Source organism: Salinibacter sp. (assembly GCF_036626415.1).
In the GTDB taxonomy this organism is placed as follows: Bacteria; Bacteroidota; Rhodothermia; order Rhodothermales; family Salinibacteraceae; genus Salinibacter.
Genome location: NZ_JAZKRW010000012.1, coordinates 1 through 24,166, shown reverse-complemented (window position 1 = coordinate 24,166; position 24,166 = coordinate 1). Strand labels below are relative to the sequence as shown.

General features: G+C 64.6%; 21 protein-coding genes and 1 tRNA gene. 15 read left to right on the top strand and 7 right to left on the bottom strand.

What is annotated here, in order from left to right; genetic code table 11:
* Positions 1–8: 8 nt before the first annotated feature.
* Positions 9–1,553, top strand: coding sequence for a lysine--tRNA ligase (gene lysS / locus V5A20_RS02925; protein ID WP_332326672.1), 1,545 nt, complete (start codon positions 9–11; stop codon positions 1,551–1,553).
* Between the two features lie 280 nt (positions 1,554–1,833).
* On the opposite strand, the gene V5A20_RS02920 is transcribed toward lysS, so the two are convergent.
* Together V5A20_RS02920 and rpsT are read right to left on the bottom strand one after the other, a co-directional pair.
* Entirely contained in the window at positions 1,834–2,808 is a 975-nt protein-coding gene (locus V5A20_RS02920; protein WP_332314936.1) for a PKD domain-containing protein, read from the bottom strand.
* Positions 2,809–3,131: 323 nt separating this feature from the next.
* On the bottom strand, positions 3,132–3,386 hold the full coding sequence (rpsT, locus tag V5A20_RS02915) for a 30S ribosomal protein S20 (protein WP_332314935.1): 255 nt from the start codon (positions 3,384–3,386) through the stop codon (positions 3,132–3,134).
* 291 nt (positions 3,387–3,677) lie between these two features.
* On the opposite strand from rpsT, the gene V5A20_RS02910 reads away from it, so the two are divergent.
* The 13 genes from V5A20_RS02910 to V5A20_RS02850 all read left to right on the top strand — a co-directional run bounded on the left by V5A20_RS02910 (position 3,678) and on the right by V5A20_RS02850 (position 15,163).
* Positions 3,678–4,529, top strand: a complete 852-nt coding sequence (locus tag V5A20_RS02910; RefSeq protein WP_332326671.1) for a M23 family metallopeptidase — start codon at positions 3,678–3,680, stop codon at positions 4,527–4,529.
* A 96-nt stretch (positions 4,530–4,625) separates the two neighbouring features.
* Entirely contained in the window at positions 4,626–5,081 is a 456-nt protein-coding gene (locus V5A20_RS02905) for a bactofilin family protein (protein ID WP_332314933.1), read from the top strand.
* Positions 5,082–5,132: 51 nt separating this feature from the next.
* Positions 5,133–5,444 carry a hypothetical protein gene (locus tag V5A20_RS02900; protein ID WP_332314932.1) on the top strand — a complete coding sequence of 104 codons (312 nt, stop codon included), beginning with the start codon at positions 5,133–5,135 and terminating at the stop codon, positions 5,442–5,444.
* A gap of 247 nt (positions 5,445–5,691) precedes the next feature.
* On the top strand, positions 5,692–5,955 hold the full coding sequence (locus tag V5A20_RS02895) for a hypothetical protein (protein ID WP_332314931.1): 264 nt from the start codon (positions 5,692–5,694) through the stop codon (positions 5,953–5,955).
* Between the two features lie 55 nt (positions 5,956–6,010).
* A complete protein-coding gene (atpB, locus tag V5A20_RS02890; protein ID WP_332314930.1) occupies positions 6,011–7,243 on the top strand; it encodes a F0F1 ATP synthase subunit A in 1,233 nt (410 codons plus the stop codon).
* A gap of 99 nt (positions 7,244–7,342) precedes the next feature.
* On the top strand, positions 7,343–7,573 hold the full coding sequence (gene atpE, locus V5A20_RS02885; RefSeq protein WP_011403674.1) for an ATP synthase F0 subunit C: 231 nt from the start codon (positions 7,343–7,345) through the stop codon (positions 7,571–7,573).
* Positions 7,574–7,835: 262 nt separating this feature from the next.
* Positions 7,836–8,345 (top strand): F0F1 ATP synthase subunit B, encoded by a 510-nt coding sequence (gene atpF / locus V5A20_RS02880; RefSeq protein WP_332314929.1) that lies wholly within the window; start codon positions 7,836–7,838, stop codon positions 8,343–8,345.
* Positions 8,346–8,403: 58 nt separating this feature from the next.
* A complete protein-coding gene (gene atpH / locus V5A20_RS02875; protein ID WP_332314928.1) occupies positions 8,404–8,976 on the top strand; it encodes an ATP synthase F1 subunit delta in 573 nt (190 codons plus the stop codon).
* Positions 8,977–9,035: 59 nt separating this feature from the next.
* Positions 9,036–10,697 carry a F0F1 ATP synthase subunit alpha gene (gene atpA, locus V5A20_RS02870; RefSeq protein ID WP_332326670.1) on the top strand — a complete coding sequence of 554 codons (1,662 nt, stop codon included), beginning with the start codon at positions 9,036–9,038 and terminating at the stop codon, positions 10,695–10,697.
* Positions 10,698–11,151: 454 nt separating this feature from the next.
* Positions 11,152–12,078, top strand: a complete 927-nt coding sequence (atpG, locus tag V5A20_RS02865) for an ATP synthase F1 subunit gamma (RefSeq protein WP_332314926.1) — start codon at positions 11,152–11,154, stop codon at positions 12,076–12,078.
* Positions 12,079–12,163: 85 nt separating this feature from the next.
* A tRNA-Ser gene (locus tag V5A20_RS02860) sits at positions 12,164–12,253 on the top strand.
* Positions 12,254–12,349: 96 nt separating this feature from the next.
* A complete protein-coding gene (locus V5A20_RS02855; RefSeq protein WP_332326669.1) occupies positions 12,350–13,828 on the top strand; it encodes an NAD(P)H-binding protein in 1,479 nt (492 codons plus the stop codon).
* Positions 13,829–13,897: 69 nt separating this feature from the next.
* On the top strand, positions 13,898–15,163 hold the full coding sequence (locus tag V5A20_RS02850) for an ATP-dependent DNA helicase (RefSeq protein ID WP_332314924.1): 1,266 nt from the start codon (positions 13,898–13,900) through the stop codon (positions 15,161–15,163).
* 74 nt (positions 15,164–15,237) lie between these two features.
* Here V5A20_RS02850 and V5A20_RS02845 read toward each other — a convergent pair whose 3' ends face one another.
* Together V5A20_RS02845 and V5A20_RS02840 are read right to left on the bottom strand one after the other, a co-directional pair.
* Positions 15,238–16,461: a dipeptidase gene (locus V5A20_RS02845; RefSeq protein WP_332314923.1), complete on the bottom strand. Its 1,224-nt coding sequence runs from the start codon at positions 16,459–16,461 to the stop codon at positions 15,238–15,240.
* A gap of 74 nt (positions 16,462–16,535) precedes the next feature.
* Complete coding sequence (locus tag V5A20_RS02840; RefSeq protein ID WP_332314922.1) at positions 16,536–17,342, bottom strand: helical backbone metal receptor; 807 nt, start codon at positions 17,340–17,342, stop codon at positions 16,536–16,538.
* Positions 17,343–17,477: 135 nt separating this feature from the next.
* Between V5A20_RS02840 and V5A20_RS02835 the strand changes: the two genes are divergently transcribed.
* Positions 17,478–18,548: a cobalamin-independent methionine synthase II family protein gene (locus tag V5A20_RS02835; RefSeq protein ID WP_332314921.1), complete on the top strand. Its 1,071-nt coding sequence runs from the start codon at positions 17,478–17,480 to the stop codon at positions 18,546–18,548.
* A 1-nt stretch (position 18,549) separates the two neighbouring features.
* Here the strand turns inward: V5A20_RS02835 and V5A20_RS02830 are convergent, their stop codons facing one another.
* From V5A20_RS02830 to V5A20_RS02820, 3 genes are all read right to left on the bottom strand, one after another.
* A complete protein-coding gene (locus V5A20_RS02830; RefSeq protein WP_332314920.1) occupies positions 18,550–20,028 on the bottom strand; it encodes a UDP-N-acetylmuramate--L-alanine ligase in 1,479 nt (492 codons plus the stop codon).
* A 30-nt stretch (positions 20,029–20,058) separates the two neighbouring features.
* Positions 20,059–21,246, bottom strand: a complete 1,188-nt coding sequence (locus V5A20_RS02825; protein ID WP_332314919.1) for a CNNM domain-containing protein — start codon at positions 21,244–21,246, stop codon at positions 20,059–20,061.
* Between the two features lie 223 nt (positions 21,247–21,469).
* Positions 21,470–24,166 (bottom strand): efflux RND transporter permease subunit (locus V5A20_RS02820; protein ID WP_332326668.1); only part of this gene is annotated, 2,697 nt, incomplete at its 5' end.

Below are 24,166 nucleotides of genomic sequence, written 5' to 3'. Positions count from 1 at the left end.
GCTCCCGAATGTCCCCTGCCCCTTCAGAGCTCAGTGAGCAAGAACAGCGCCGGCGTGAGGAGCGCGAGGCGCTCGAGCAGCGCGGCCTCGACCCCTATCCCTACGCCTGGGACGTCGACACCCATGCCGCCGAGATTCTCGATACATTCGACGACGACCTGCATCAGCCCGAAGATGGGGAAGTGGGGGGGTACAAGGTGTCGATCGCGGGGCGCATTACCGGGCTTCGCGTAATGGGGGGCTCGGCGTTCTTCGACCTCCGGGACGAAACGGGCACGATTCAGGTGTACGTCCGCTCCCAGGACCTAGGGGAGGAGTTCTACGACGAGATCTTTACGGAGCTGTTCGACATCGGCGACATCGTGGGCGTCGAGGGATTCGTGTTTCGCACCGGGATGGGGGAGGTCACCGTCCGGGCGGCCGCCGACTTTCAGTTGCTTGCGAAGGCCCTGCGCCCACTGCCCGTGGTGAAAGAGACCGACGAGGAGACCTACTACGAGGTCACGGACAAGGAATTTCGATATCGCCAGCGGTACGTCGACCTCGCGGTAAATGAGGACGTGCGGGACGTTTTTCGGCAGCGGGCCGAGTTGATCTCGACGATGCGCTCCTTCCTCGACGAACAGGGGTGCCTGGAGGTGGAGACGCCCGTCCTCCAGCCCGTCTACGGCGGGGCGTCGGCCCGTCCGTTCAAGACGCACCACAACGCCCTCGACATGCCGCTCTACCTCCGCATCGCGGATGAGCTGTACCTGAAGCGGCTGCTCGTGGGGGGCTTTGAAGGCGTCTACGAGATCGGCAAGGACTTTCGGAACGAGGGCCTCAGCCGATTCCACAACCCGGAGTTCACCATGATGGAGTGCTACGTGGCGTACAAGGACTACCGGTGGATGATGGACTTCACCGAAGATCTTCTCCGTACCGTCACCACGGCCCTCCACGACACGCCCATAGTGGAGTTCGAAGGGCACGAGATTGACCTGGGGGGAGACTGGGCACGGGTTTCGTTCTTCGAGGCTATTGAAGAAGCGACCGGCGCCGATCTGTATCAGGCCGACGCCGAACGCGTGTACGACGTTGCCGCCAATGACCTTGAGCTCGACGAGGTCGCCCCCGACATGGACCTCGGGGGGCTCCTCGATGAGATTTTCAGCGAGACGGTAGAGCCGGAGCTTATCCAGCCGACGTTTGTGACGGACTACCCGGTGGCGCTGAGTCCCCTCGCCAAGAAGCACCGGGAGAAGGAGGGGCTCGTGGAGCGGTTTGAGCTGGTGGTGGCGGGCCGTGAGGTGGCCAACGCCTTCAGTGAGCTCAACGACCCGCAGGATCAGCGACAGCGCTTCGAGGCGCAGGCGCGACAGCGGGCCGCAGAGGTCGACGAGGACGTCGATCCGGACGACCTGATCGACGAGGACTATTTGCGAGCCCTGGAATATGGCATGCCTCCGGCGGCGGGACTGGGCATTGGCATCGACCGGCTCACCATGATCCTCACTGGGCAGGAATCGATCCGCGACGTCATTCTTTTTCCCCTGCTCCGGCCCGAGCAATAATCGAGCGCGCGGATCACACTGCGAGGACTCCTATCCTGCGGGCCCTGGGTGCGCAAGCGTCTGCCATCGAGGGAGGCCTCTTTTCTTCGAGCCCCCAGCGTTTGTCAGGTCTGCCGGGAAGGGGGCACAGCCCAGGCCACTTGCGCTCTGGAGCCGGCCGCCCACAGAAACCATGTCGGGGCCTCAATGGGCTCGTGTGCCGCAGCCCCTATAACAAAAACGGGCGGACCCCCAAAAGGAGGTCCGCCCGAAAGAGCTGTCCGGAATGAGGGTCGGACGTCTACATGCCGTCGTCTTCACGCTGCGGCAGCGAGTCGGCACGGCGGTACTGGCGCGTGCCCCCCTTCTTCGAGGTTACGCCTTCGACCTGGCCCTGTCCGCCCGTCATGATGCGGGACCCGGGCACACCGTTGTCCTGGTAGAAGCTGGACACAGCCTCGGCACGGTCTTCCGAAAGCGACTGCACGTTGCGCTCTCCCGGCGCGGCGAACCCTTCCACCTGAACGCTCAGGTTCGGGCAGTCGGAGAGAATGTCGGCGTTTTCTTGGAGGCTTTGCTCGCCCTCCTCCGTGAGCGTGCTGGAGTTGCGGTCAAAGAAGGCCGAGTTCATCTCGCTGACCGTCGTGCAGACCTCGGGAAGCACCCGATTTACACGGACGGTGACTGTGCGAGAGTCCTCGCCCACGTCGTTTGAGGTCTCCAGGCGCGCAGTGTACTGGCCCGGCTCCTCGTAGGTGTGAGAGGGAGACTGGCTCATTGATGAGGATCCATCCCCAAAGCTCCAGCTCCGAGAGATGGGCGTGTCCCCCTGTACGTTGCTGCTGAATCGGACCCTTTCGCCCTCGTCGACGGGGTTCGGCGTGGCGTTAATCGACGTGATGGAGGCGGGCTGGGGCGGTGGGACGACCCGTACGGAGATGGTGTCCGCGTCGGAGCCGCCCTCATTGCTTGCCTGAAACCGGATGGCGTACTGTCCGGTCGAGCTGTAGCTGTGATTCGTTAGGAGTCCGGATCCGGTGGAGCCGTCGCCGAATTCCCAGGTGTAGGTCAGAGGGTCGTCCGCCTCCTCCTCATTGATAGTGGCTTCGAACGTGCCAGTCTCGTCGGTCTCAAGGGTGTCGGGGCCACTTACCGACTGGACGACAGGGGCTGTCGATCCACAGCCGGCAAGGAAAAGCCCTCCGGCGATCAAGAGGACGGGGACCCAGAGTGATGAGAGAGGGTGCGCGTTCGAAGAAGGATTGGGGATCGTCATAGGGTTGAAGGTGTTTTGAGGGAAGCAAAGGCCGAGGAAAGGGAGATGGCGACTCTCCAGGGCTGTGGTTCCTGGAAAGGGCAAATTTTTCCGTACAATGAGAAAACTATAGAACGTGGTTCAGACACGCAATTTCTTCCTCAAGAATACGAGAATAAATGTCAGGGCGAAACGCAGCGTCCGATTGCTCTGCGCGGGGCCATAGACATCCTGCCAAGTGGCTCGTCGTCGTTGCGAGCTGCATCCGTCTGGGGAAGGGAAAAGTGTGGGGGGCCACGATGCGTATGCTGCGCTACATCGTACCGGGACAGAAGGCAGTAGCCCTACCCCAGAGTGTTCACGTGCTTTTCGAGCGTGCTTTTCCTGTTGGCGGCCTTGTTCTTGTGAATGATTCCCTTGGCGGCCAGGCGGTCTAGGTCGCCCTTCACATCGTTGAGCAGTTCCTCAGCTTCCTGCTTTTCGTCGAGGGAGCGAAGCTTCTTGATCTTGGTGCGGACGCGGCTCTTCTGCGACTTGTTGCGCTCCTGGCGCTTTTCGTTCTGTCGCATCCGCTTCTTGGCAGATTCGTGTCGGGGCATGGTCTGAAAAATGTACCGGTGAAGGGAGAGTGGGGATGGAAAGCAGTTAGGGGGCGGAGCCTTCGCCGGACCCGGTCGCCCGGTCCGGTTCAAGGGGGCCTCCGCCCCGAAAAATGGTGCGGGTTGTCCTGAGGGCGAGGCTCCACCCGTCTGGGAAGCGACGTAGAAACCGAAAATCCGCCGGTCCGTTCCTGCCTCCACTACATGCCTGTCACCCACTTTCGCGAGAAAAACCGTTTCCTGGCGGGGCATTTGCGAGATTCTCATTCCTCACGCAGCAGAGTCGGTGTCATGTGGTCGTTTTTTGCGGACCTCGTCCGAAACGTGGGCACCGAGCACACCATCGTTGTGATGGATGCAGAAGGGGTAGGCAAGACCCGGCGGTATCAGGTTCGCCCGTCGCGCATGATCACGATGTGGGGCGGCAGTCTGCTGGGGATCGGTCTGCTGGTGGTCCTTCTGGTCGCCTTCACGCCGCTGCGCACGCACATTCCGGGCTACGGAACGGAGGCGATGGAAGAGAGTGCGCGGCTCAATACCCTCCGCGTGCGGGCGCTCCAAGACTCACTCTCCGTGCAGCGGCAGTACGTCCGGCGGCTGCGCCGGCTCATCACCGGGCGGGTCGATTCGTTGCCTCCGTCCGAAGAACGAAGGGCGAGGCCCGAGACGGAGGCCCAGGCCGGGGCGTCCCCAAACATCCGCGGGCAGCCGGCCCTTGCGCCGACGTCCGAGCCGGCCTCCGGCGCTGCGGAGGCCCTTTCCGGGCTTTCGTTTCCCCTGTCGCCCCCGGTTGCGGATGGGTTTCCCACCCGTGATGTCGACGCAGAGGCGGGGCACTATGGCGTTGACGTGGCCGTGCCCGAGGGCGAGTACATCCGGGCGGTGGGGGATGGGTACGTTGTGTGGGCCGACTGGACGCAGGACGGAGGGCACACGATTGCGGTTCAGCACGCCGGTGGATACCTTTCAGTCTACAAGCACAGCAAGCGCTTGCTCAAAAAACTGGGCGACCGGGTCACGGCTCAGGAGCCCCTCGCAGTGAGTGGGGACACAGGCGCAGTAACAACCGGCCCGCACCTGCACTTTGAGTTGTGGCAACATGGCCTCGCCCAAGGGCCGAACGCCTACATCGCAGGCTGGTAGGCGATACTGAGACGACGGCCGCACCCTTCTTGGATCTCCATTCGTTGGTAAATGGGTCTCTTCGGAAACTCGCAAACGGACGACGCTTCCTCCTCCATGGCTAACTCTACAGGTACCGTTCAGGATCAAGTCAATCTCGTTGGTGAAGGCACCACCTTTGAAGGCACCGTGCGGGCAGAGAGCGATGTGCGTGCCAGCGGACGCATCGTGGGAACCCTTGAGGTTGAGGGCAAAACGATGATTGCCGAGGAGGGAGAGGTGGAGGGGGAAATCATCGCGACCAACGTTGAGATTGCCGGGCAGGTACAGGGAGACATCCGGGTTGAAGAGCGACTCGTGCTTAAGAGCACGGCTCGGGTGGACGGGACGATCGAAACGGATCGCCTGGTGGTGGAAGAGGGAGCGCAGTTCACGGGCGAGTGCGAGATGGGCACGACCCTTTCCGAAAGCAAGGTGTCCTCTGGTGGGGAGGGCCGGGAGCGCGATTCCGTTCGCTCCGAACGATCTGGGGCTGCGGATATGGGGTCGTCCGAGGAGGCGACTGAGGCGTAGGCACGGGCCTGGTCAGGGCCGTGCCGTACAGGCCATCGGTACACGTTGACAATGAATCATGCAGGAGACCGGGCTCACGCTGAATCGGGCGAGTCGTCGACCCCCCGCTCTGACGCTTCACAGTCCGACCAGAAAGATCCTCCGGAGGGGCCAGGGCCGTGGAGAAGCGCCCTTCGCGACATTGCCCCGTATCTCGACCTGGGCTGGCGCCTCATGGGGGTGGCCGCCTTTCCGCCCCTCATTGGGGCGTACGTTGACTGGCAACTCCAGACCGCCCCCTGGGGGTTGTTCGTCGGGGCGGCGATTGGGCTCGTGGGGTCTGGGCTTCAACTCCGACGGCTTCAGCAAGAATTTCACTCCTGACGTCGCAGCGGGGCGCCGTAACGAGCGCGTCAACTCCTGAGGCGCTCCTCCGAGATTCTTTCATGTACGATTCACTGCATCTCATAAGACCTGCACCGCCCCGATACGTAGCTTCAGGGCCTGTGTGCATAGATGAGCACACGAAAAGCCTCGTTTGCGATGAGACGCACGCCGTCCCCGCTCAGTAATCGATAAAACTGCGATGACGACCGGGGTGTGGCTGGGCCTTGGAGGGAGTGTGGCAACCATGGGACTCCACGCCGCAGCGCGCATGCTGACGCACTACGTGGCTCTGCAGGCCTCGAGCCGAAAGGCATTCGTGGTCGTCGAGCTGGGCGGGCTTGGAGGACGAATGGGCCTCGTCTTTGTGGTGATGATCCTGGTTCTTTTGTATGCCCCGGTGCACGTGCCGACGTACGTGGGGACACTCGTTTGCCTGCTGATCGCAAGCCTGGTGTTTGAGGTCTGGATGATCGTCCGACGGATGGAACGAGATGGCCTTGCGGCCTGAGGAAGGGGCCGCCTGCCAGGGCATATGTGATCGCTATCGTACAGACAAAGACCTTATGATTGGTCGGGTTCGATCTATTCGACTTGTTGTCCTCCTCGTGCTGGGGATGGGGCTGGCCGTGCCGGCCGCGCCCGCCACGGCGGCCGACGAAGAGGTGACGCTCGAGAGCATCGTCAACAACACCATCCTCGGGCACGCAGAGGACGGCTACTACCTCAACTTTAAGCCGTTTGCGCAGGTTGAACTCCCACGCATCATGCTCGTCCGCACCGCGGACGGAGCCCTGACCCTGGAGGCATATGGGAGTACGAAGGGGCTTCTCCAGAACGGACCGTATGGCCTGGCCGCTCACGGCGATGGGGGGGAGGGGCACGCCGATCCCATGACGGCGTCGGCGGAACTCACGGAGGCCATTGGGGCGAAAGAGCATCTGCACGGGTCCGTCGTTCGGACGAGCGGGGCGGTGGTCGCGGATCTCTCGATCTCCCGACACCTTATCTTTGGGCTGTTGGCGATGCTCATCGTGCTGGGAATCTTCATTGCCCTGGCACAGCGCTACGAGAAAGACCGCGACCGCCTGGAGGCCCCGCAGGGCATCTTTCAGAACATGATGGAGGTCCTGGTCGTCTTCGTCCGCGATGAGATCGCGAAGCCCAACATTCCGGACGGAAAGTGGCGCACCTTTTTGCCGTACCTGCTGACGGCCTTCTTCTTTATCCTCGTCGCCAATATCCTGGGCCTCGTGCCGTTTGCGGGGGCGGCCACCTCCAACATCGCAGTCACGGGGGTGATGGCCATCATGACGTTTTCCATCGTACTGCTCTACGCCTCGACCGACTACTACAAGGAACTCCTGACGGGCCCCCCGGACGCCCCCGTCCTCATCCGCATCATTCTGGTGCCCATCGAAATCATCGGTCTCGTGATGCGGCACCTCGCCCTCGCGATTCGTTTGTTCGCGAACATGATGGGCGGGTCGCTGATCATCTTCAGCCTCATTGGGCTGGTCTTCATGATGAATGTGATCATGGGAGAGGCGGCGGCCTGGTCGACCACCGTCATTAGCATAGGATTCACCGTCTTCATCTTGTTGCTCAAGCTGCTCGTTGCCTTCATTCAGGCATACGTGTTTACAATTCTCTCGGCCCTCTTTATCGGCATGGCCGTGGAGGAGCACCATTCCGACGGCGAAGAGGAGACCGAGCCCGGCCTCGACGGCCGGTCCGAAGAGCGCCTCGATGCCATCGAAGACCAGGTGGAGCAACGCACACAGCCGACGACGGCCTAACTCCGGCCGGGTGCTGGAGGACGTCCTGAGACTGTGTCACAGCACGACCCCTGCACGACTACTCGCACACTGTACTCATTACATTCGGACGAGAACACTATGGACCCCGCTGCTCTTGCATACCTCGCCGCCGGTCTCGGAGCCGGCATTTCTGCTGTCGGCGCCGCGATCGGAATTGGCCGGCTGGCCAGCTCCTCAATGGACGGAGCGGCTCGCCAGCCCGAAGCCGCCGGAGACATCCGCGGCCTGATGATCGTCTCCGCCGGTCTGATTGAGGGTGTGGCCCTGTTTGCCCTCATTATCTGCCTGCTACTGGTCCTCTTCGTCTAGGGGAACGTGTAGCATTTGCATCGAAGGAGCCTGCGCGCGGCGACCGACAGCCCCAAGGCCGTCCCCGTGCCCAATGCGCTTCATCCGGGCCGGAAGTGCCGGGGGGCGTGCCGCCGTCTTCCATCATGAGGCGACCTGAACGCCGGTCGCCTCCATGCCGGTGGGGCCAGAGCCGTCCGGGCGACGGAAAATGGTTCTGGAACCTCGACACGCTGTGCGTGCGCCCGCTCTCCAACATTGTCGTTCGGTTTGTCTTTTGCCCATGACTGCCTTGTTCGCCCAGAGCCTCGTCACCCCATCCGTGGGGCTCATTTTCTGGAAAACGGTTGCCTTCCTCATCTTTCTCTACATCCTGTACCGGTTTGGGTGGGGGCCGATTACTGAGTCGCTGGAGACACGGGAAGAAGAGATTGAGCATTCGATCCAGCGGGCTGAAGAGGCGCTCGAAGAGGCCAAGGAGATTCAGGCCGAGAACAAGCAGGCCCGCCGCGAGGCGGAGCAGAGGGCCCAAGAGATTCTCCGGGAGGCCCGCGATTCGGCCGAAGAGCTCCGCGAAGAGGAGAAGGCCAAGACCCGGCAAGAGATTCAGGAGATGAAGGAACAGGCCCAGGCTGAGATCAAGCGCGAGAAGCAGGCGGCGCTCCAAGAGCTCCGGGACGAGGTGGCCGACCTGGCCATTGAGGCGGCTCAAAAAATTATCGAGGAAGACCTCGATGCCGATCAGCACCGCCAGCTCGTGACCGACGCCCTCGACGACTTCCCGACGAACTGATGCCTGGGCCGGAGGCCGGTCCCGAATCCGCGTCTGACTCTCCATTCCCAATAGCCGTATGAGCCAGCGAACGGTCACCCGGCGGTACGCCGCCGCGCTGTACGAAGAAGCCGATGCCACCGGAGTGCTTCAGGCTGTCGACGAAGACGTCCTGATGCTTCGGGAAAGCCTGGACGCGAACCGGCCGCTGGCACGGGTCTTCGAAAGTCCCGTGATCCCGGAGGACAAGAAGGACACCATCGTCCGTGAGCTCCTGGAGACCCGGGCGGAGCCCCTCACGGTGCGGTTCCTTCGGCTTTTGATTCGGAAAGACCGTGAGACCCTGACGAAAGAGATCCTCGACCAGTACCAATCCCTCCGCGATGAGCAGCGCGGCATCGTGGACGCGGAGGTGACGGTGGCTCGGCCGCTGGCCGACGAGGACCGAGCGGCGCTGGTGAAGGCCCTCGAGGAGAAAACGGGCAACGACATTCGCCTGCACCTGCGCGAAGATCCGGACCTCATCGGAGGAATCGTGATTCGAATTGGGGATCGGGTGTTCGACGCCAGTGTGCGCAGCCAGCTCAGCTCCCTCCACGATCGGCTCCGCGACGCGACACTCTCGGACGACGCCCTTGACGCGGGGGCGTAGCCGGGCCCGGCCACGTCCCATCCCATTTGTTCTTCACGATTTGACTGCTCGACCTTCTCATGTCCAACGGTAGCATTCGACCCGACGAGGTCACCGACATTCTCCGCCGCGAACTTGGCGACTTTGAAACCGAGGCGGAAGAGTATGAGGCCGGGACCGTGCTGCAGGCTGGCGACGGCATCGCGACCCTCTACGGCCTCAGCAACGCCCAGGCCAGCGAGCTCGTGGAGTTTCCCGAGCAGGACGTGGAGGGCATGGTCCTCAACCTCGAGGAAGACAACGTCGGCGTCATCCTCTTCGGCGATGTTGACTCGGTGAGTGAGGGGGACGAGGCGCGGCGCACCGGCCGCATTGCGTCGGTCGGGGTAAACGAGAACATGCTGGGCCGCGTCATCGACCCGCTGGGCCGCCCCCTCGATGGCAAGGGGCCGATCGAAGGGGAGAAGACGGTGCTCCCGCTGGAACGAAAGGCGCCCGGGGTCATCTACCGAGAGCCGGTCGAGGAGCCGCTGCAGACCGGCATCAAGGCCATCGACTCGATGATTCCGGTCGGGCGTGGCCAGCGCGAGCTGGTCATTGGCGACCGACAGACCGGAAAGACAGCGGTCCTCACCGACACGATCATCAATCAAAAGAAGACCCACCAAGAAGGAACGGACAGCGGCGACCCGGTCTACTGCGTCTACGTCGCCGTGGGCCAGAAGGACTCGACGGTGGCGCAGGTGCAGCGCGATCTGGAGCGCAACGGGGCGCTGGAGCACACGGTGATCGTCAACGCGTCCGCGTCCATGCCGACGCCCCTGCAGTACGTCGCTCCGTTTGCCGGGGCCTGCATCGGCGAGTACTTCCGCGACACGGGCCGGGACTCGCTGGTGTGCTTCGACGACCTGTCGAAGCAGGCCGTGGCCTACCGCGAGATCTCGCTTCTGTTGCGCCGCCCGCCCGGTCGCGAAGCGTACCCGGGCGACATCTTCTACCTTCACAGTCGCCTCCTTGAGCGGGCCGCGAAGATCATCAGCGACGAGGAAGTGGCCGCCCAGATGAACGGCCTCCCTGATACGATGCAGGATCAGATCCAGGGCGGGGGATCGCTTACGGCCCTGCCGGTAATTGAGACGCAGGCCGGTGATGTGTCCGCCTACATCCCGACGAACGTCATCTCGATTACCGATGGCCAGATTTACCTGGAAACCGATCTTTTCAACGCCGGCATACGGCCGGCCATCGACGTGGGGGGCTCCGTCTCCCGCGTGGGCGGCTCGGCGCAGGTGGATGCGATGAAGGACGTGGCCGGCACGCTTCGGATCGACCTCTCGCAGTACCGCGAGCTGGAGGCCTTCGCCAAGTTTGGGTCTGACCTCGACCCCTCCACGCAGCAGCAGCTTAACCGCGGAGAACGTCTCGTCGAGATTCTGAATCAGGACGAGTTCTCGCCGGTGCCGGTCGAGGAGCAGGTCGCCATCATCTACGCGGCCATCAATGGCCACCTCGACGACGTACCGGTCGACGACATTGGGGACTTCGAGGAAGAATACCTGGAGCGCCTCCGCCTCCGCCACGAGGACGTGCTCGCTGAGATCCGTGAAACGGAGGAGTTGACCGATGCCGTGGAAGAGACCTTTGAGGCTGTTGCCGCGGACCTGGCGGACGTCTATGCCGAGACGGACGAGGAAGAGGAGGAAGATGTGCTTGCGGGCGACGAGGAGACGGCGATGTCGTAACGCGGGCCCCGGGCGCCCGGCGCGGCAACCCGGCCGGGCCTCGTCGGCGGAGGCCCTTTAACGATGGCCTGTGCTACAACGCAACGCATATGCGTCCCTCAAATTCAGCGCCTCCCAAGAAAAACAAACCCCTCGTCGCTGTGCGCTCGACTCAGAGCCCCATTGGCAATAGCCGAGGCCCTCTCCGTTGGTTGGATCGGCTCCACCCGAGCGAAGCGCTGTGACCGAAGGGAATCCCTGCTCTCGGAATGCGAGGGCCAAAGGGCACGCTCCTGCGGTGCCGACGAGGTAAATCCCGCCTGAAGCGACGACGGGCGTCGTTTTTTGGGCCTGCGGCAAGGAATACACATCCCGTACCATATGGCACCACGCACCCCAAGGAAGGAGGGCATGCCCCTCCGCTGATTGCTGGCCGTACCTACTCCCACTTCTGCACGACGCCCCTGCCTGATCCATGGCGAACCTTCGCGACATTCGGAACCGGATCGATTCGATCGAGAACACCAAGCAGGTGACGCGGGCCATGAAAATGGTGGCCGCGGCGAAGCTGCGGCGGGCCCAGGAACGAATTTTCGAGGCGCGTCCCTACGCGTACCGGATCGGGGAGCTGATGAACCACCTGAAGCAAGAGCTCGACCCCACGGCCCATCCGTTCTTTCAGTCGACCGAGGGGGCGTCGGGGACGTTGGTCATCGTCGTGACGGCTGACCGTGGACTCTGTGGCTCGTTCAACAGCGACGCCATCAAGACCGCGGAGCACCTGATCGAGACCTCCTACGCGGAGGCGCGGGTGAACGACGACCTGTTTTTGCTGTGCGTAGGAAAGAAGGGGCACAAGCACTTCCAAAAGCGGGACCACCGCCTGGTCGGCGACTACAAGGGAATCTTCGACGGGCTCAACTTTGATGTGGCCCAGCAGATCGTCGAGGATGCCGTAGAGGGCTTTGAGCGCGGCCTCTGGGGAGAGGTCAAGCTCGTCTACAACGAGTTCAAGAACACCATTGTCCAGAATCAGATCGTGGAGCCTCTGCTGCCCATCCCAGAGGAGCGATTCGAGACCCCGGTGATGAAAGAAGAGACCGACGGGTTTGACCTGCCGGAGAACGGTCAGGCCATTGACTATATTTTTGAGCCGGGGGCCCGTGATCTTCTTGATGAACTCGTCCCGCGCTACCTGTACTACCAGGTGTGGCGGGCGCTGCTCGAATCGAACGCGGCCGAGCAGGGGGCGCGAATGGTGGCGATGGACAACGCGACGTCCAACGCCGAGGACCTCATCGAAGACCTTACGCTCGAATACAACCGGGCTCGGCAGAGCGCCATTACCCGTGAGTTGCTGGACATTACCAGTGGAGCAGAGGCCCTCGAAGAATCCGGGTGAGGGAGCGGGCCCACCCCCTCGTGTCCAGTCGGAGGGGACCCGTGCAACATTGTCCGCGGCGCGACATATCACAGGACTAGAAGACGGAGAGGTGGCCGAGCGGTCGAAGGCGCTCCCCTGCTAAGGGAGTAAACGGTGATAAGCCGTTTCGGGGGTTCGAATCCCCCCCTCTCCGCTGCCTGCGCCGGTCCCGAATCCTTCGGGACGGGCCTTTTCTTTTTAGGGCCTTTCTCGCTCTGTGTGGGCTTGCTCTTCACGACGCCGCTCTCCGATGGCTGAGTCCATGTCCAGTCCTCCCACCGTCGCCATCGCCGGGGCCACCGGCTTCGTGGGGACGGCGCTCCGAGAGGCGCTTCGGGACGAGTATGCGTTGGTTGGGCTCACGCGATCTCCGGTGCGGGCTCGTGTGAACGCGACCGGGAGGTCCAGTGAGGAATGGCGGCACGCCGACCTCTTCGACCCCTATGCGGTGCGAGAGGGATTGGAGGGGGCCGACTATGCCATCTACCTCGTGCACTCCATGCTTCCGTCTGCCCGGCTCACGCAGGGACAGGCGGCCGACCTCGACCTTCTACAGGCCGACAACTTTGCACGAGCGGCCGAAGCGGAAGGCGTCGAGCAGATTCTCTACCTTGGGGCGCTAGTTCCAGAAAACAAAGGGCCTCTGCCGCGCCCGCTCCGCCGTCGGCTGGAGATGGAGCAGGTCCTTGGCTCCACGTCCGTGCCCCTGACGACGCTCCGGGCTGGGCTGATCGTGGGCGCGGGCGGCACCTGGCTGAGCATGTTGCTCAACCTGGTCCGGCGGCTCCCCATTATGATCCTGCCGTCCTGGACCCGGGCCGAGACCCAGCCCATCGCGCTCCGCGATGTGGTGCGGGGACTGGAGAAGAGCCTGGGCAATCCGGACACCTACGAGGCGACGTACGACGTGGGGGGGCCGGACGTGATGAGCTACCGTGAGATGCTGCTCCGCACCGCCGATGTGCTGGGGCTCCAACGTCGGACCACGACGGTGCCGATGGAATCGCCCCGTCTCTCGAAGCTCTGGGTCTGGCTCTTTGGCAGTGTGCCCTGGGCCCTCGTGACGCCCATGATCGACAGCCTGCGGTTTCAGGCGCGCGTGCAGCCGAATGAGATGCACCAGTGGCTCCAGAACGATGCCCTCTCGTTTGAGGGTGCCTTGGCGGCCTCGGTGGATGAGGGCGGCCATCCGTTGCCCAACCCGCGGGACGACCTGCGGGAGCAAGAAGACGCCGTGATCCGGGACCAGAGCGTGGTCCGCTCGGTGCAGCGCATGCCGTGCCCGCCCGAGTTCACGGCGCGGGACGTGGCCAACGAGTACCTGCGGTGGCTGCCGCGCCTGGGGTGGCCTGCGCTACAAGTGCACGTGGAGCACGGGCGGGTTGCGCACTTTGAGTTGCGCCCGGTGGGCACCCTCCTCAAGCTCCGGTTTGCGGCCGACCGCAGTCCGAAGGGACGGCAGCTCTTCTTTGTGACGGGCGGGTTGCTGGTAAAAGGCGAAGGCAAGCGGTCCGGACGGCTCGAATTTCGGCAGGTGCTGGGCGGGAAGGCCGTGCTGGCCGCCATACACGACTTTTCGCCCCGGCTGCCGTGGTACGTGTACAACAGCACACAGGCACTCGCCCACCTCGTGGTGATGTGGGGCTTTCGGCAGCACCTGGAGCGCCTCACGGCCCAGCAGTCCGAAACGGCCTCCGTCTCGTCTGCCCTCCACGGGCCCTCCTCGTAGGTCGCGTCCGCTCTGCTCTGTTTCACGAACCCTGTCCTGCCCGATCTGGTCGGGCTGCATTCCCCCGCAATGTCTACCTTTGCCGACGCGCCGTTTACTGAAGATCAGGAGGAGGCGTACGACCACGTGTACGACCGCCTCGCCCAGGGAGACCGATTTACGGGGCTCCGCGGGTATGCGGGGACCGGAAAAACGTATCTCGTGAGCCGACTCGTGGAGCAGCTGCTGGATGAGGACTGCGCGGTCACCGTCTGTGCCCCGACCCACAAGGCCGTGCAGGTGTTGAGCGACGAGCTGGGGGACGCCCCCGTGCAGATGCAGACGCTTCACTCGTTCCTGGGGCTCCGGCTCCGGCCGACGGAGGACGGGGAGTACGAACTGGTGGCGGAGGAGGAGCGCGACTTTGCCGAAGGGGTCGTGATCGTGGACGAGGCCTCCATGATCGGCCGCGAGGAGTGGTCGCACATCCAGGACGCCCCCTTCTGGGTGCAGTGGCTCTTTGTGGGCGACCCGGCCCAACTCCCCCCCGTAAACGAGGAGCCGTCGCCCGCGCTCGACGTGCCGGGGCCCACGCTGGAGACGATTCACCGCCAGGCGGCCGACAATCCCATTCTCGAACTCGCAACCAACATCCGTACCGGGGCCGACGGCCGCTTCGGGAGCACGTTCGAGGACGGACAGGGCGTCGCCGTGACGCGCAACCGCGACGAGTTTTTGGACAGCATTCTCCGGGCCTTCGACACCGAGGCGTTCGCGGAGGACGCGACCCACGCCCGCGTGCTGGCCTACCGCAACAAGACAGTGCGCCGCTACAACCGCGAGATCCGCGCCGAGCGGTACGGGGCCGATGCGGACCGCTTCGTAGAGGGAGAGTGGCTGGTGGGCACGGAGACCTGGTACCACGACGGCGTGCAGCGACTCACCAACAGCGAGGAGGTGCGCGTCAAAAAGGCGAGCGTAGAGACGTTCGAGGCCGACGATCAGAGCGAGTGGACCATCTGGGAGTTGAAGGTGCGCACGCCGGGCCGGGGCCTCACGCGCACGGTCCATGTGCTCCACGAAGACGAGGCCGAGCGGTACGAGAACGCGCTGGAGCGCCGCCGTGAGAAGGCCCAGGACGACCCATCGATGTGGGACCGGTTTTTCGAGCTTCGAGAGCGCTTTGCGCGCGTCGACTACGCGTACGCCACCACGGTGCACCGGGCGCAGGGGTCCACCTACGATACGGTGTTCGTGGATCACCGGGACCTGCGCGTGTGCCGCGGGGAGGAGCGAGAGGCGCTCCTCTACGTGGCCGTCACGCGCCCCGCCCGCCGCCTTGCCCTGCTGGTCTGAGCCTCCGGAGGGACGCCGCTGGTCCGTCCTTCCCGGGGCGCTCGCCGGGACGCACCGGCACGCAGTGGGGCCTCCTACTCCTGGAGCTGCTCCGCGGTGGCCTCGACCTCCCTCCACACGCGGAGCGCGTTCTCGCCGAGAATCTGCTGAAGCTCCGCGTCGGTGTAGCCGCGACGAAGGAGCGCGGCGACCAGGGCGGGGTAGCCCGATGCGTCCTGCAGGCCCTCCGGCAGGGCAAAGACGCCGTCGAAGTCGGAGCCGAGGCCCACGTGTTCGGGCCCTACGAGGTCGACGGCGTGGTCGATGTGGTCGGCCACGTCCTGCACCGTCCCGATCGGGTGGGCCCGGCGGGTCTTCTGCTCGTAGACGACCGCCTCGCGGGAGTCCTCCGCCCAGCCCATTGAGTCGACGTGGGCGTTCATCTCGGCACGAATCGGGTCGTCCTGCTCTCGGTATTCGTTGCGCAGGAAGGAAGACCCGAACGTGATCATGACGACGCCGCCCGTGTCGGCCACCTCTTGAATGAGCTCGTCGCTGATGTTGCGCTCCCAGCCGGGCGTGAAGTGCCGGCAGGAGGAATGGGAGGCGATGACGGGCGCCTCCGACGCCTCGATCGCGTCCAGGGCCGTCGGGTCGGTGACGTGAGAGACGTCCACCATGAGGCCGAGGCGGTTCATCTCGGCCACGACGTCTTCTCCGAAGGGACTGAGCCCGTTCCACCGCGGCTCGGCGTCGTCGTAGGAGGAGTCGCCGAGCCGGTTGTGTGTGCCGTGCGTGAGGGTGATGTAGCGAATGCCGCGGTCGTAGAAGTGCTTCACGTTGTCGAGTTCGCCCCCGAGGCCGGCGCCGTTTTCCATGCCCATCGGCAGGGCGACGGCCTCCGTCTCGGCAGCGCGCCGCACCGCGGCCGGGGAGGTCGCGAGCACAAACTCGTCCGGGTGCTCTGTGGTGATCTCCTCCACAAGGTCGATGAGCGCGTCGGCCCGGTTCGACGCCGCGGCGGGGTTGCTCTGAAGGTGCGTGGGGATGTAGATCGACATGAAGGGGGCGTCGAGGCCGCCGGCCCGGGCCCGTGGGTAGTCGAAGTCGCCCCCCACCGTCGGCCCGGCTGGGTTTTCGTAAAAGTCATTGAGGCGGTAGGGAAGGTCGACGTGGCCGTCCACGAGAAGCGATGCCTCGACGAGACTGTCGGCCCGGGCCTCAACCGAAGAGGTGGGTTGGGCCTCGGCGGATGAGGACCCAGCGAGAAGGAGCACGAGAGAGACGAGAATGAGTGAGACGTCGGTTGGGGGCGGCATGGTGGAAGCAGGAGACGATCGAAGAGGGAAACGTCCTGAAGAGACGGCCGCAGCCGTACAGGCCCCCCCGGCCTTCAGCCCTGCGGCGCCGGGGTTGGGAGGCGCTCCCGCAGGGAGGTCAGGTAGGAGGGCGTGGTGAGGAGCCGCGGGCCGTACCACGAGAACGGCTGTCCGTCCACGGTCTCGACGGGCGTATCGGGCAGTGCATCGCGAAGGTCGGCCGTAAACGCATCCTTCTCGTCGAATGGAAACGGCTCACTGGAGCAGAGGACAACATCCGGGTTCTGCTCGGCCAGGTCGCCGACCGTGACCTCCGGATACCGGCTCTGGTCACCGTAGATGTTTTCGAGCCCGCCCCACTGCATTGCGTCGTGGATGAACGTATCGCCGCCGACGGTCATGTAGGGCTCACGCCAAATGAGGTAGGCGGCGCGGAGCGGGGCGAAGTCGGGCAAGGACTCGAAACGAGAAATGATTTTCCCCACGAGCGTGGAGGTCCGGTCGGAGGTGCCGGTAAGGCGGCCGACTGTCCGGATCATGTCGAGGGCCTCCTCGACGGTCTTGACTTCCGTGACGAACACGGGAGCGATCTCGTCGAGGGCCGCAACGTCTTCAGCCGTGTTCTCCTCGTGGTTGGCGAGGACGAGGTCCGGGGCCAGATCGCGAACAGTGTCGATGTCCACCTGCTTCGTGCCCCCGACGATGGTCTTTTCCGAGCGCCAGTGCTCGGGCCGTTCACAGAACCGAGTAATCCCGACGACCGCGTCGTACAGGCCCAGATGCGCCAAGAGTTCGGTCTGGCTGGGCACCAGAGACACGATGCGGCTGGGGGACGCATCCATAGAAATGGCCTGGCCGCGGGCGTCGGGGACAGTAGGCATTGCGGGAAGAAGCTGTGAGAAAACGAGCTCTGTAGAAACGACGCTTCGTTTCGGGTTGGTTCCGCCCGGAAGGAATCGTTTCCGTTTGCGTGGCGTGTGGGAGGTCCATTCTTCGTTCCCCACGTGCTCCGCCCCATGCCCCTTCCCACCGAACCCATCGGCAGCATCCCCCGCCCCGAAGAGGTCATCGAAGCCCTGGCGGCCCACCGCCGCGGCGACCTTAGCCAGAATGCCCTCGACCGGGTGTATGATCGGGCCCTCCGGGCCACCGTCGGGGCGTTTGAGGACACCGGCGCGCCCGTCATCACGGACGGCGAGCAGATCAAGCCCAGCTTCCTTACCTATCCTGTTGCGGGAAGCGATATCATGGAGCCTGGAGGCGTCGAGATCCCCTTTGAGGCCGGTCACACCCGCACCCTGCCGCGGCTCACCGACGGGCCGTTTCGGTACGACACGTACGCCGTGGAGTATCTGAAGCGAGCGCAGGAGCACGCGAGCGTGCCGGTAAAGCAGAGCGTCATCTCCGCGTCGGCCCTCAGTTTCTTGTATCCGGAGGAGGGCATCGACGGGTATTCGCGGGACGCCTTTCTGGACGACCTTGTTGGCGAGGTGGAAACCGACATTCGCCGGTGCCTGGATGCCGGGGCGCACGCCGTCCAGATCGACTTTACGGAAGGACGCCTCGCGGTGAAGCTTGATCCGTCGAAGGACCTCCTCCGACAATTCGTCGATCTCAACAACCGGGTCCTCGATCGCTTTTCCGATGAGGAGCGACAGAAAATCGGGGTGCACACGTGCCCGGGGGGCGACCGCGACTCCACCCACAGTGCGGATGTGGACTACGCAGAGCTGCTGCCCTTGCTCTTCGAGATGAATGCCGGTCGCTTCTACATGCAATTTGCGAGCGAAGACGATCCAGGGCGCGTGCTTGACATCGTGAGTGAGCACAGCGGCGACGACCAGACCATCTTCCTCGGCGTCATCGACGTGAACGATCCGGAGATCGAGTCGCCGGAGGACGTGCGCGACACGGTTCTACAGGCGGCAGAGCACGTGCCGGTCGACCGGCTGGGGACCACCGACGACTGCGGCTTTTCCCCGTTCGGGGACGACCGGTCGACGGCCCGACGAACGGCCTTTCGCAAGATCGCGGCGCGGGTGGAGGGGACGAGGATGGCGAGCGAAGAACTCGGGGACGACGAATAGCTCACCCCGCCTCGGCCAGGGCCCCTGGGAGGCGTTCCGGAAGGCCCCCGAAGCTGCCGTTGCTCATGAGGAGTGCCACGTCACCGGGCTGGAGGGTGTCGACCAGCGTGGGAAGGACGGCGTCCACGTCGTCGAAGGTGTCGGCAGGTGTGCCGCGGTCGCGGATGGTTTGGACGACCGCATCGGGGTCGAGCATCGCGTCGGCGTCGTCGTTGTGGCGCACCGGTGGGGCCTTCAGAAAGACGCGATCGGCAGCGTCGAAGGCCGTCCCGTAGTCGTCTTCGAAGCGTGTGCGCCGGCTCGTGTTGGACCGGGGCTCGAAGATGGCGACGAGCCGCTGGTCCGGATGGGTCGTGCGGAGGGCCTGCACGGTGGCCTCGACGGCGGTGGGGTGATGGGCAAAGTCGTCGACCACAAGAATGTCGTTGGGGCGTCCGCGCACCTGCTGGCGCCGCTTCATGCCCCCGAACGACTCCAGCCCCGCCGCAATGGTGGAGGGCGACACCCCCTCGTGCCGGGCGAGCAGGGCGGCCCCCAGCGCATTTTGCACGTTGTGCCGGCCCGGAAGGGAAAGGTGGACATTCTCGTCGTGCCGGCCCAGTCGCAGCGTGAACGATAGGCCGCCATCGGTGGGCGCCAGGCCCTCGGCGTGGACGTCGTTGTGGGCGGCCAGCCCATAGGTGCGCACCGACGCGCTCGTGTGGTCGGCGAGGGCCCGTACGGCGGGGGCGTCGCCACAGAGGGCCAGGTGCCCGTTGCCCGGAAGGAGGCCGACGAAGGCCTCGAAGGCGCTGCGGTAGTCGTCCCGGTCCACGAAAATGTCCGCGTGGTCGAACTCCAGCGACGTGACGATGGCCGACTGGGGCCGGTAGTGCCAAAATTTGGGCCGCTTGTCGAAATATGCACTGTCATATTCGTCGCCCTCCACCACGAAGGGCGCGTCCGATCCCAGTGCGTAGCTCTCCCCGGTCTTCTCCATCACGCCCCCGATCAGAAACCCGGGATCGAGACCGGCGTGGCGGAGGAGGTGCACGAGGAGGCCCGTCGTCGTGGTCTTTCCGTGCGTGCCGGCCACGACGAACGGGCGCCGGGCGTCGGTGAGAAAGGTATGGGCCAGCGCCTCCGGAAACGATTGTTGCGGAAGTTGCTCTTCGCGGGCATGACTGGCCTCCGGATGCGTGGGGGGACAGGCATTGCCGACGACCGTCAGATCGGGGGGTGGGTCGAGGTGAGCCGGGTCGTAGCCCTCCTGCACCGGAATGTCACGCGCGGCGAGGTGGGTGCTCATGGGCGGATACACGCCGTCGTCACTTCCTCGAACCGTCAGGCCGGCGTCTTGGAAAAGACCGGCCAGGGCACCCATCCCCGTTCCACAGATCCCAATGAGATGGACCTCCTCGATCTCGCCGGGTGGGGGGACGTCGGGACGAGGAAATTGCCGGAGCGAGGCGTCCGGCAGAGCATCGAGGGGGCGCGGCATACAGGGTGGGGGCGCAGACAATCGGTCGGGCTACTCATCCGCCGGAGACTCCGGCGACGAACGACGGGACATCTTGGCGGCCGCCTGGGCCTTCTCTTCAGCGGTGGGGTCGCTCTCCAGGACCGTTTCACTGCGTGCCTCCGAGTCGGCACCGGTGGGGGCCTCGAGGGCCTCATCGGACACCATGCCCAGCTCGCGGGCCCGCTTGAACCACTGCTTTCGGGCGAGGGCCTGCATGTCCTCCACAGAGTCGGCCTCGTCGACGATCTCCAGTCCCAGAAGGGTTTCGACCACGTCTTCCATCGTGACGACGCCCGCGACCCCGCCGTACTCGTCGACCACGAGCGCGATGTGCTCCAGTCGGTCGAGCAGGCGCTCCAGCAGGTCCGGAAGGGGGAGGGTTTCGTGCACGACCAGGATGTCGCGGGCAATCTCCGACAGAGACACGTCAAACTCCTCCTGCGCGGCCCGCAGCAGCATTTCGTCCTTGAGCACATACCCGGTGATGTCGTCGGGATCGTCCTCGTAGACCGGGATGCGGGAGAACCGGAACTCGTCGTGCTCCTCCACGATGTCGCCGATCGTCTTGTGCTCCGGCAGCTGGAAGATGACCGTGCGGGGCGTCATCACATCCTTCACCCGCAGGGAGTTGAAGCGGAAGAGGTTCCGCAGGATGCGGGACTCTTTCTCCTCGAACACCCCTTCTTCCTCGCCCAACTCGGCCATCGCCGTAAACTCTTCGCGGCTAAAGGCGGCTTCGTCTTCGTCCGACGAGAGCAGGTACGTCAGCCCCTGTGACAGTTTCACGAGGGGCCACATCACGATGATCGTCGCCGTGAGGAGGCGAACGAGTGCCGGGGTGAGCGTTCTCCAGTAGACCGCCCCGAGGGTCTTCGGAATGATTTCCGAGAGAACGAGAATCAGAAGGGTGAGGACGCCCGCGACGATGCCGGTGTAGGCCTCCCCGAAGACGATGGCGGCCTGCGCCCCCACGCCCGCCGCCCCCACAGTGTGGGCGATCGTATTGAGGCTCAAGATGGCCGCCAGGGGGCGATCGACGTTCTCCTTGAACTGGTGGATGCGCTTGCCGACCGCGCTCCCCTCGCGCTCCAGCGCCGCCACGTACGAGGGCGTCACGCTCAGAAGGACGGCCTCCATGATAGAACAGAGGAAGGAGACCCCAATCGCCAGCGCAACGTAAAGGAGGAGTAAGCCCATTCGCAATCAACGGGGAGCTCTAAAACATACAACTGGACGGGATGGGGGTCGCCCGAGGGCCCGCAGAGTATTTCAAGACGCATGCCAGACCATCTTCCAAACGGAGTTCCAATAAATGCGGGCGGTCCGGTTCGGTTTCTTTAGGGACAGAAAGTGGATCGTCGCGGACGGGGAGGTTCGGCGAGAGCGCACACGTCCGACGGCCGTTCGGGGGGCAGCGGGGTTACGATGAGGAGTCTGCCGCTGGAGCGGAGAGCTCATCGGGCCGGCCGTTCCCGCCCGGCAGGTCTGGATCGGGGGAATCGGCTTGGTCCGGGGCCGAGGCCGTGCCGCCCTCGGTCGTGACGGCGTCCGTCACGATGCTGCCGGCCTCGGGGGCTGCGCCGAAGAGGGCCGCCACCCGTGCCGACACGGAGTCGAACGTCGAGTACATCACCGGGACGACCACGAGGGTGAGAAACGTTCCGAACGTGAGCCCGGCGATGATGGCCGTGCCCATCGGGCCCCAGAACTGTGTGTTTTCGCTGCCGAATTGAAAGTTGGGCGCAAAGTCGGTCAGCAGGCCCACGAAGTCGATGTTGATGCCGAATGTGAGGGGCACGAGGCCCAGGATGGTGGTAAAGGCCGTGAGAAGCACCGGGCGCAGGCGGGTAGCCCCGCCCTCTACGATGGCGGCCTGCTTGTCGGTGCCCTTCTGCCGCAGCTGCATGATGTAGTCCACCAGCACGATGTTGTTGTTCACGACGATGCCGGCCAGGCTAATGACGCCGATGAAGGTGAAGAGGCTGAACGGCGTGCGGGTGAGGATCAGGCCCAGCAGCACGCCGATGAGGCTGAGGCCCACGGCGGCCATGATGATAAAGGGGGCGCTCACCGAGTTGAACTCGGTAATCATGACGAGGAGGATGAGGGCCACGCCGATGGCGAGGGCCGTAAAGAGAAAGCCGAAGCTCTCCTGCTGGTCCTCGTTTTGTCCGGTGTACGTGAGCTCGTACCGTGGGGAAAGGCCCTGCTCGTAGTCGCTCAGCTCCCGCTGCACCTGTTGGAGCACCGCGTTGTCGTTGTAGCCGGGGGCGGCACCGCCCTGAACGGTCACCACGCGCTGCTCGTCGAGCCGCGTGATGGACCCGAAGCCGCTGGTCTCCCGCAGGTTCGCCACCGACACGATCGGAATCTGGTCGCCGGACGGGGTGGCGAGGGTCAAGTTGCGGAGGCTCTCAAGCGTCTGCCGGTCTTCTTCTTGCAGTCGCACCGTGATGTCGTATTCGTCCTCCCCGTCCCGGAAGGTGCTGGCCTCCTGTCCTTGGATGGCGGCCCGCACGGTGGAGGCGACTTGTTCGGTCGAGAGGCCAAACTGGTTGGCCCGCTCGCGGTCCACGTCCACCTGAAGCTCGGGCCGGCCCGCGTTCAAGTCGTCGGTGATGTCGACAAGGCCGGGGATGGTGCCGTTGCTAGCCGCTTGGTTGAGGCGGGCCTTGATTTCGCGACTGATCGAGACGATGCGGTCGAAGTCGGGCCCGGACACCTCGATGTTGACGGGCGGGCCGGTGGGCGGGCCCTGCGTCTCCTGTTGGAAGTCAATTTCGGCGCCCGGAATGCCCTCGAGCTGGCTGCGCAGCCGGTCCAGGGTGCGGGTCGACGACTCGGCCCGGTCTTCGTAGTCGACCATGTTGAGGCTCAGTCGCGCGCGCTCCTCGCGGTCGGCCCCGCCCCCGAACTGGGAGTCGCCCCCAACCCCCACGTTTGTAAGGATGTTTTCGATGTTGGCCGCGACGCTGGAGGCCTCCCCCATCAGCGCGTCGAGGCGGTCCTCGGCGGCCTGGGCCGTCCGGTTGGTCGTCTCGACGTTGGTCCCGACGGGGTTGTCGAGAATAATTTGCACGCGGTTCGGGTCGGTCGACGGGAAAAAGGAGACCCCGGTGGGGGCGAGGGCATAAAGCCCAGCAATGAGGAGAAGAGTTCCGAGGACGCCATTGAGGAGGAGGGCACGCCGGTCGGTGAGGAGCAGGTGCTGCCGGTCGCCCCGGGCGACCGCGCCGGCGATCCCGACGAGGGCAATGAGGACCGGGGCCGCCATCATGAGCGCGACGGTGGAGGGCGCGATGGCTCCCGACCAGAGGGCGATGCCCAGAAACAGGAGCATGAGGGCGCCCAGCAGTGCCCCGACCCATATGCTGGCCCGTCCGCCCAGGTACGTCCCCTCAACGGTGTGCACCACGATGCCCAGGATGCCTACGGCCAGGAGCAGGCCGCCGGGCACCAGCAGCACGGCGGCGGCGGTGAGCGACGCGAGGGCCACGACGATGCCGCCGAGGACGCACAGAGCGACGCCGGCCGAAAACGCCCCGAGGGCGCCGGTGTTGCGGAGCATGGCCCAGGGGCGCGAGTAGTCCCGCTCCAGCATGAAGGTGAGGAAACTGCGGTACCACGCGATAATTCGGGGCAGTCCCTCCTGTGCAAACCGGTCCCCGATGGGCTTGAGCAGGTACGTGTGGAGGGCGTAGAGCGTAGGGACCGCCACGGCCACCACCACGAGGGTCTTCCAGTTCGCCAGGCCCAGCACGAGGCCCAGCACCAAAATGCCAGCGCCGGCCAGGTACCGGGCGGCCGTCGAGCCCGACTCAGCCCCTGGGTCCGCCGCGCCGTTCTCCTCAATTTGAATAAACATGCCCGACACCACCGGATTGATGACGAGCGCCACGAAGAGGGAACAGGTGAGGGTGATGATCAGCGTGAGGGGCAGGAAGCTCATGAACTCGCCAATCACGCCGGGCCAGAAGAGCATGGGGGCGAAGGCCGCCACCGTCGTCGCCGTCGCCGCCACCACGGCGCCGCCCACCTCGGCCGTGCCGCGCTTGGCGGCCTCCCACCGCGAGTAGCCCGCCTCCATGAAGCGGTAGATGTTCTCCACGACCACCAC

What these genes read in the sequence shown, in the direction of transcription:
- lysS (WP_332326672.1), top strand. Translation starts at nt 9, where the DNA reads ATGTCCCCTGCCCCTTCAGAGCTCAGTGAGCAAGAACAGCGCCGGCGT.
- V5A20_RS02920 (WP_332314936.1), bottom strand. Translation starts at nt 2,808, where the DNA reads ATGACGATCCCCAATCCTTCTTCGAACGCGCACCCTCTCTCATCACTC.
- rpsT (WP_332314935.1), bottom strand. Translation starts at nt 3,386, where the DNA reads ATGCCCCGACACGAATCTGCCAAGAAGCGGATGCGACAGAACGAAAAG.
- V5A20_RS02910 (WP_332326671.1), top strand. Translation starts at nt 3,678, where the DNA reads ATGTGGTCGTTTTTTGCGGACCTCGTCCGAAACGTGGGCACCGAGCAC.
- V5A20_RS02905 (WP_332314933.1), top strand. Translation starts at nt 4,626, where the DNA reads ATGGCTAACTCTACAGGTACCGTTCAGGATCAAGTCAATCTCGTTGGT.
- V5A20_RS02900 (WP_332314932.1), top strand. Translation starts at nt 5,133, where the DNA reads ATGAATCATGCAGGAGACCGGGCTCACGCTGAATCGGGCGAGTCGTCG.
- V5A20_RS02895 (WP_332314931.1), top strand. Translation starts at nt 5,692, where the DNA reads ATGGGACTCCACGCCGCAGCGCGCATGCTGACGCACTACGTGGCTCTG.
- atpB (WP_332314930.1), top strand. Translation starts at nt 6,011, where the DNA reads ATGATTGGTCGGGTTCGATCTATTCGACTTGTTGTCCTCCTCGTGCTG.
- atpE (WP_011403674.1), top strand. Translation starts at nt 7,343, where the DNA reads ATGGACCCCGCTGCTCTTGCATACCTCGCCGCCGGTCTCGGAGCCGGC.
- atpF (WP_332314929.1), top strand. Translation starts at nt 7,836, where the DNA reads ATGACTGCCTTGTTCGCCCAGAGCCTCGTCACCCCATCCGTGGGGCTC.
- atpH (WP_332314928.1), top strand. Translation starts at nt 8,404, where the DNA reads ATGAGCCAGCGAACGGTCACCCGGCGGTACGCCGCCGCGCTGTACGAA.
- atpA (WP_332326670.1), top strand. Translation starts at nt 9,036, where the DNA reads ATGTCCAACGGTAGCATTCGACCCGACGAGGTCACCGACATTCTCCGC.
- atpG (WP_332314926.1), top strand. Translation starts at nt 11,152, where the DNA reads ATGGCGAACCTTCGCGACATTCGGAACCGGATCGATTCGATCGAGAAC.
- V5A20_RS02855 (WP_332326669.1), top strand. Translation starts at nt 12,350, where the DNA reads ATGGCTGAGTCCATGTCCAGTCCTCCCACCGTCGCCATCGCCGGGGCC.
- V5A20_RS02850 (WP_332314924.1), top strand. Translation starts at nt 13,898, where the DNA reads ATGTCTACCTTTGCCGACGCGCCGTTTACTGAAGATCAGGAGGAGGCG.
- V5A20_RS02845 (WP_332314923.1), bottom strand. Translation starts at nt 16,461, where the DNA reads ATGCCGCCCCCAACCGACGTCTCACTCATTCTCGTCTCTCTCGTGCTC.
- V5A20_RS02840 (WP_332314922.1), bottom strand. Translation starts at nt 17,342, where the DNA reads ATGCCTACTGTCCCCGACGCCCGCGGCCAGGCCATTTCTATGGATGCG.
- V5A20_RS02835 (WP_332314921.1), top strand. Translation starts at nt 17,478, where the DNA reads ATGCCCCTTCCCACCGAACCCATCGGCAGCATCCCCCGCCCCGAAGAG.
- V5A20_RS02830 (WP_332314920.1), bottom strand. Translation starts at nt 20,028, where the DNA reads ATGCCGCGCCCCCTCGATGCTCTGCCGGACGCCTCGCTCCGGCAATTT.
- V5A20_RS02825 (WP_332314919.1), bottom strand. Translation starts at nt 21,246, where the DNA reads ATGGGCTTACTCCTCCTTTACGTTGCGCTGGCGATTGGGGTCTCCTTC.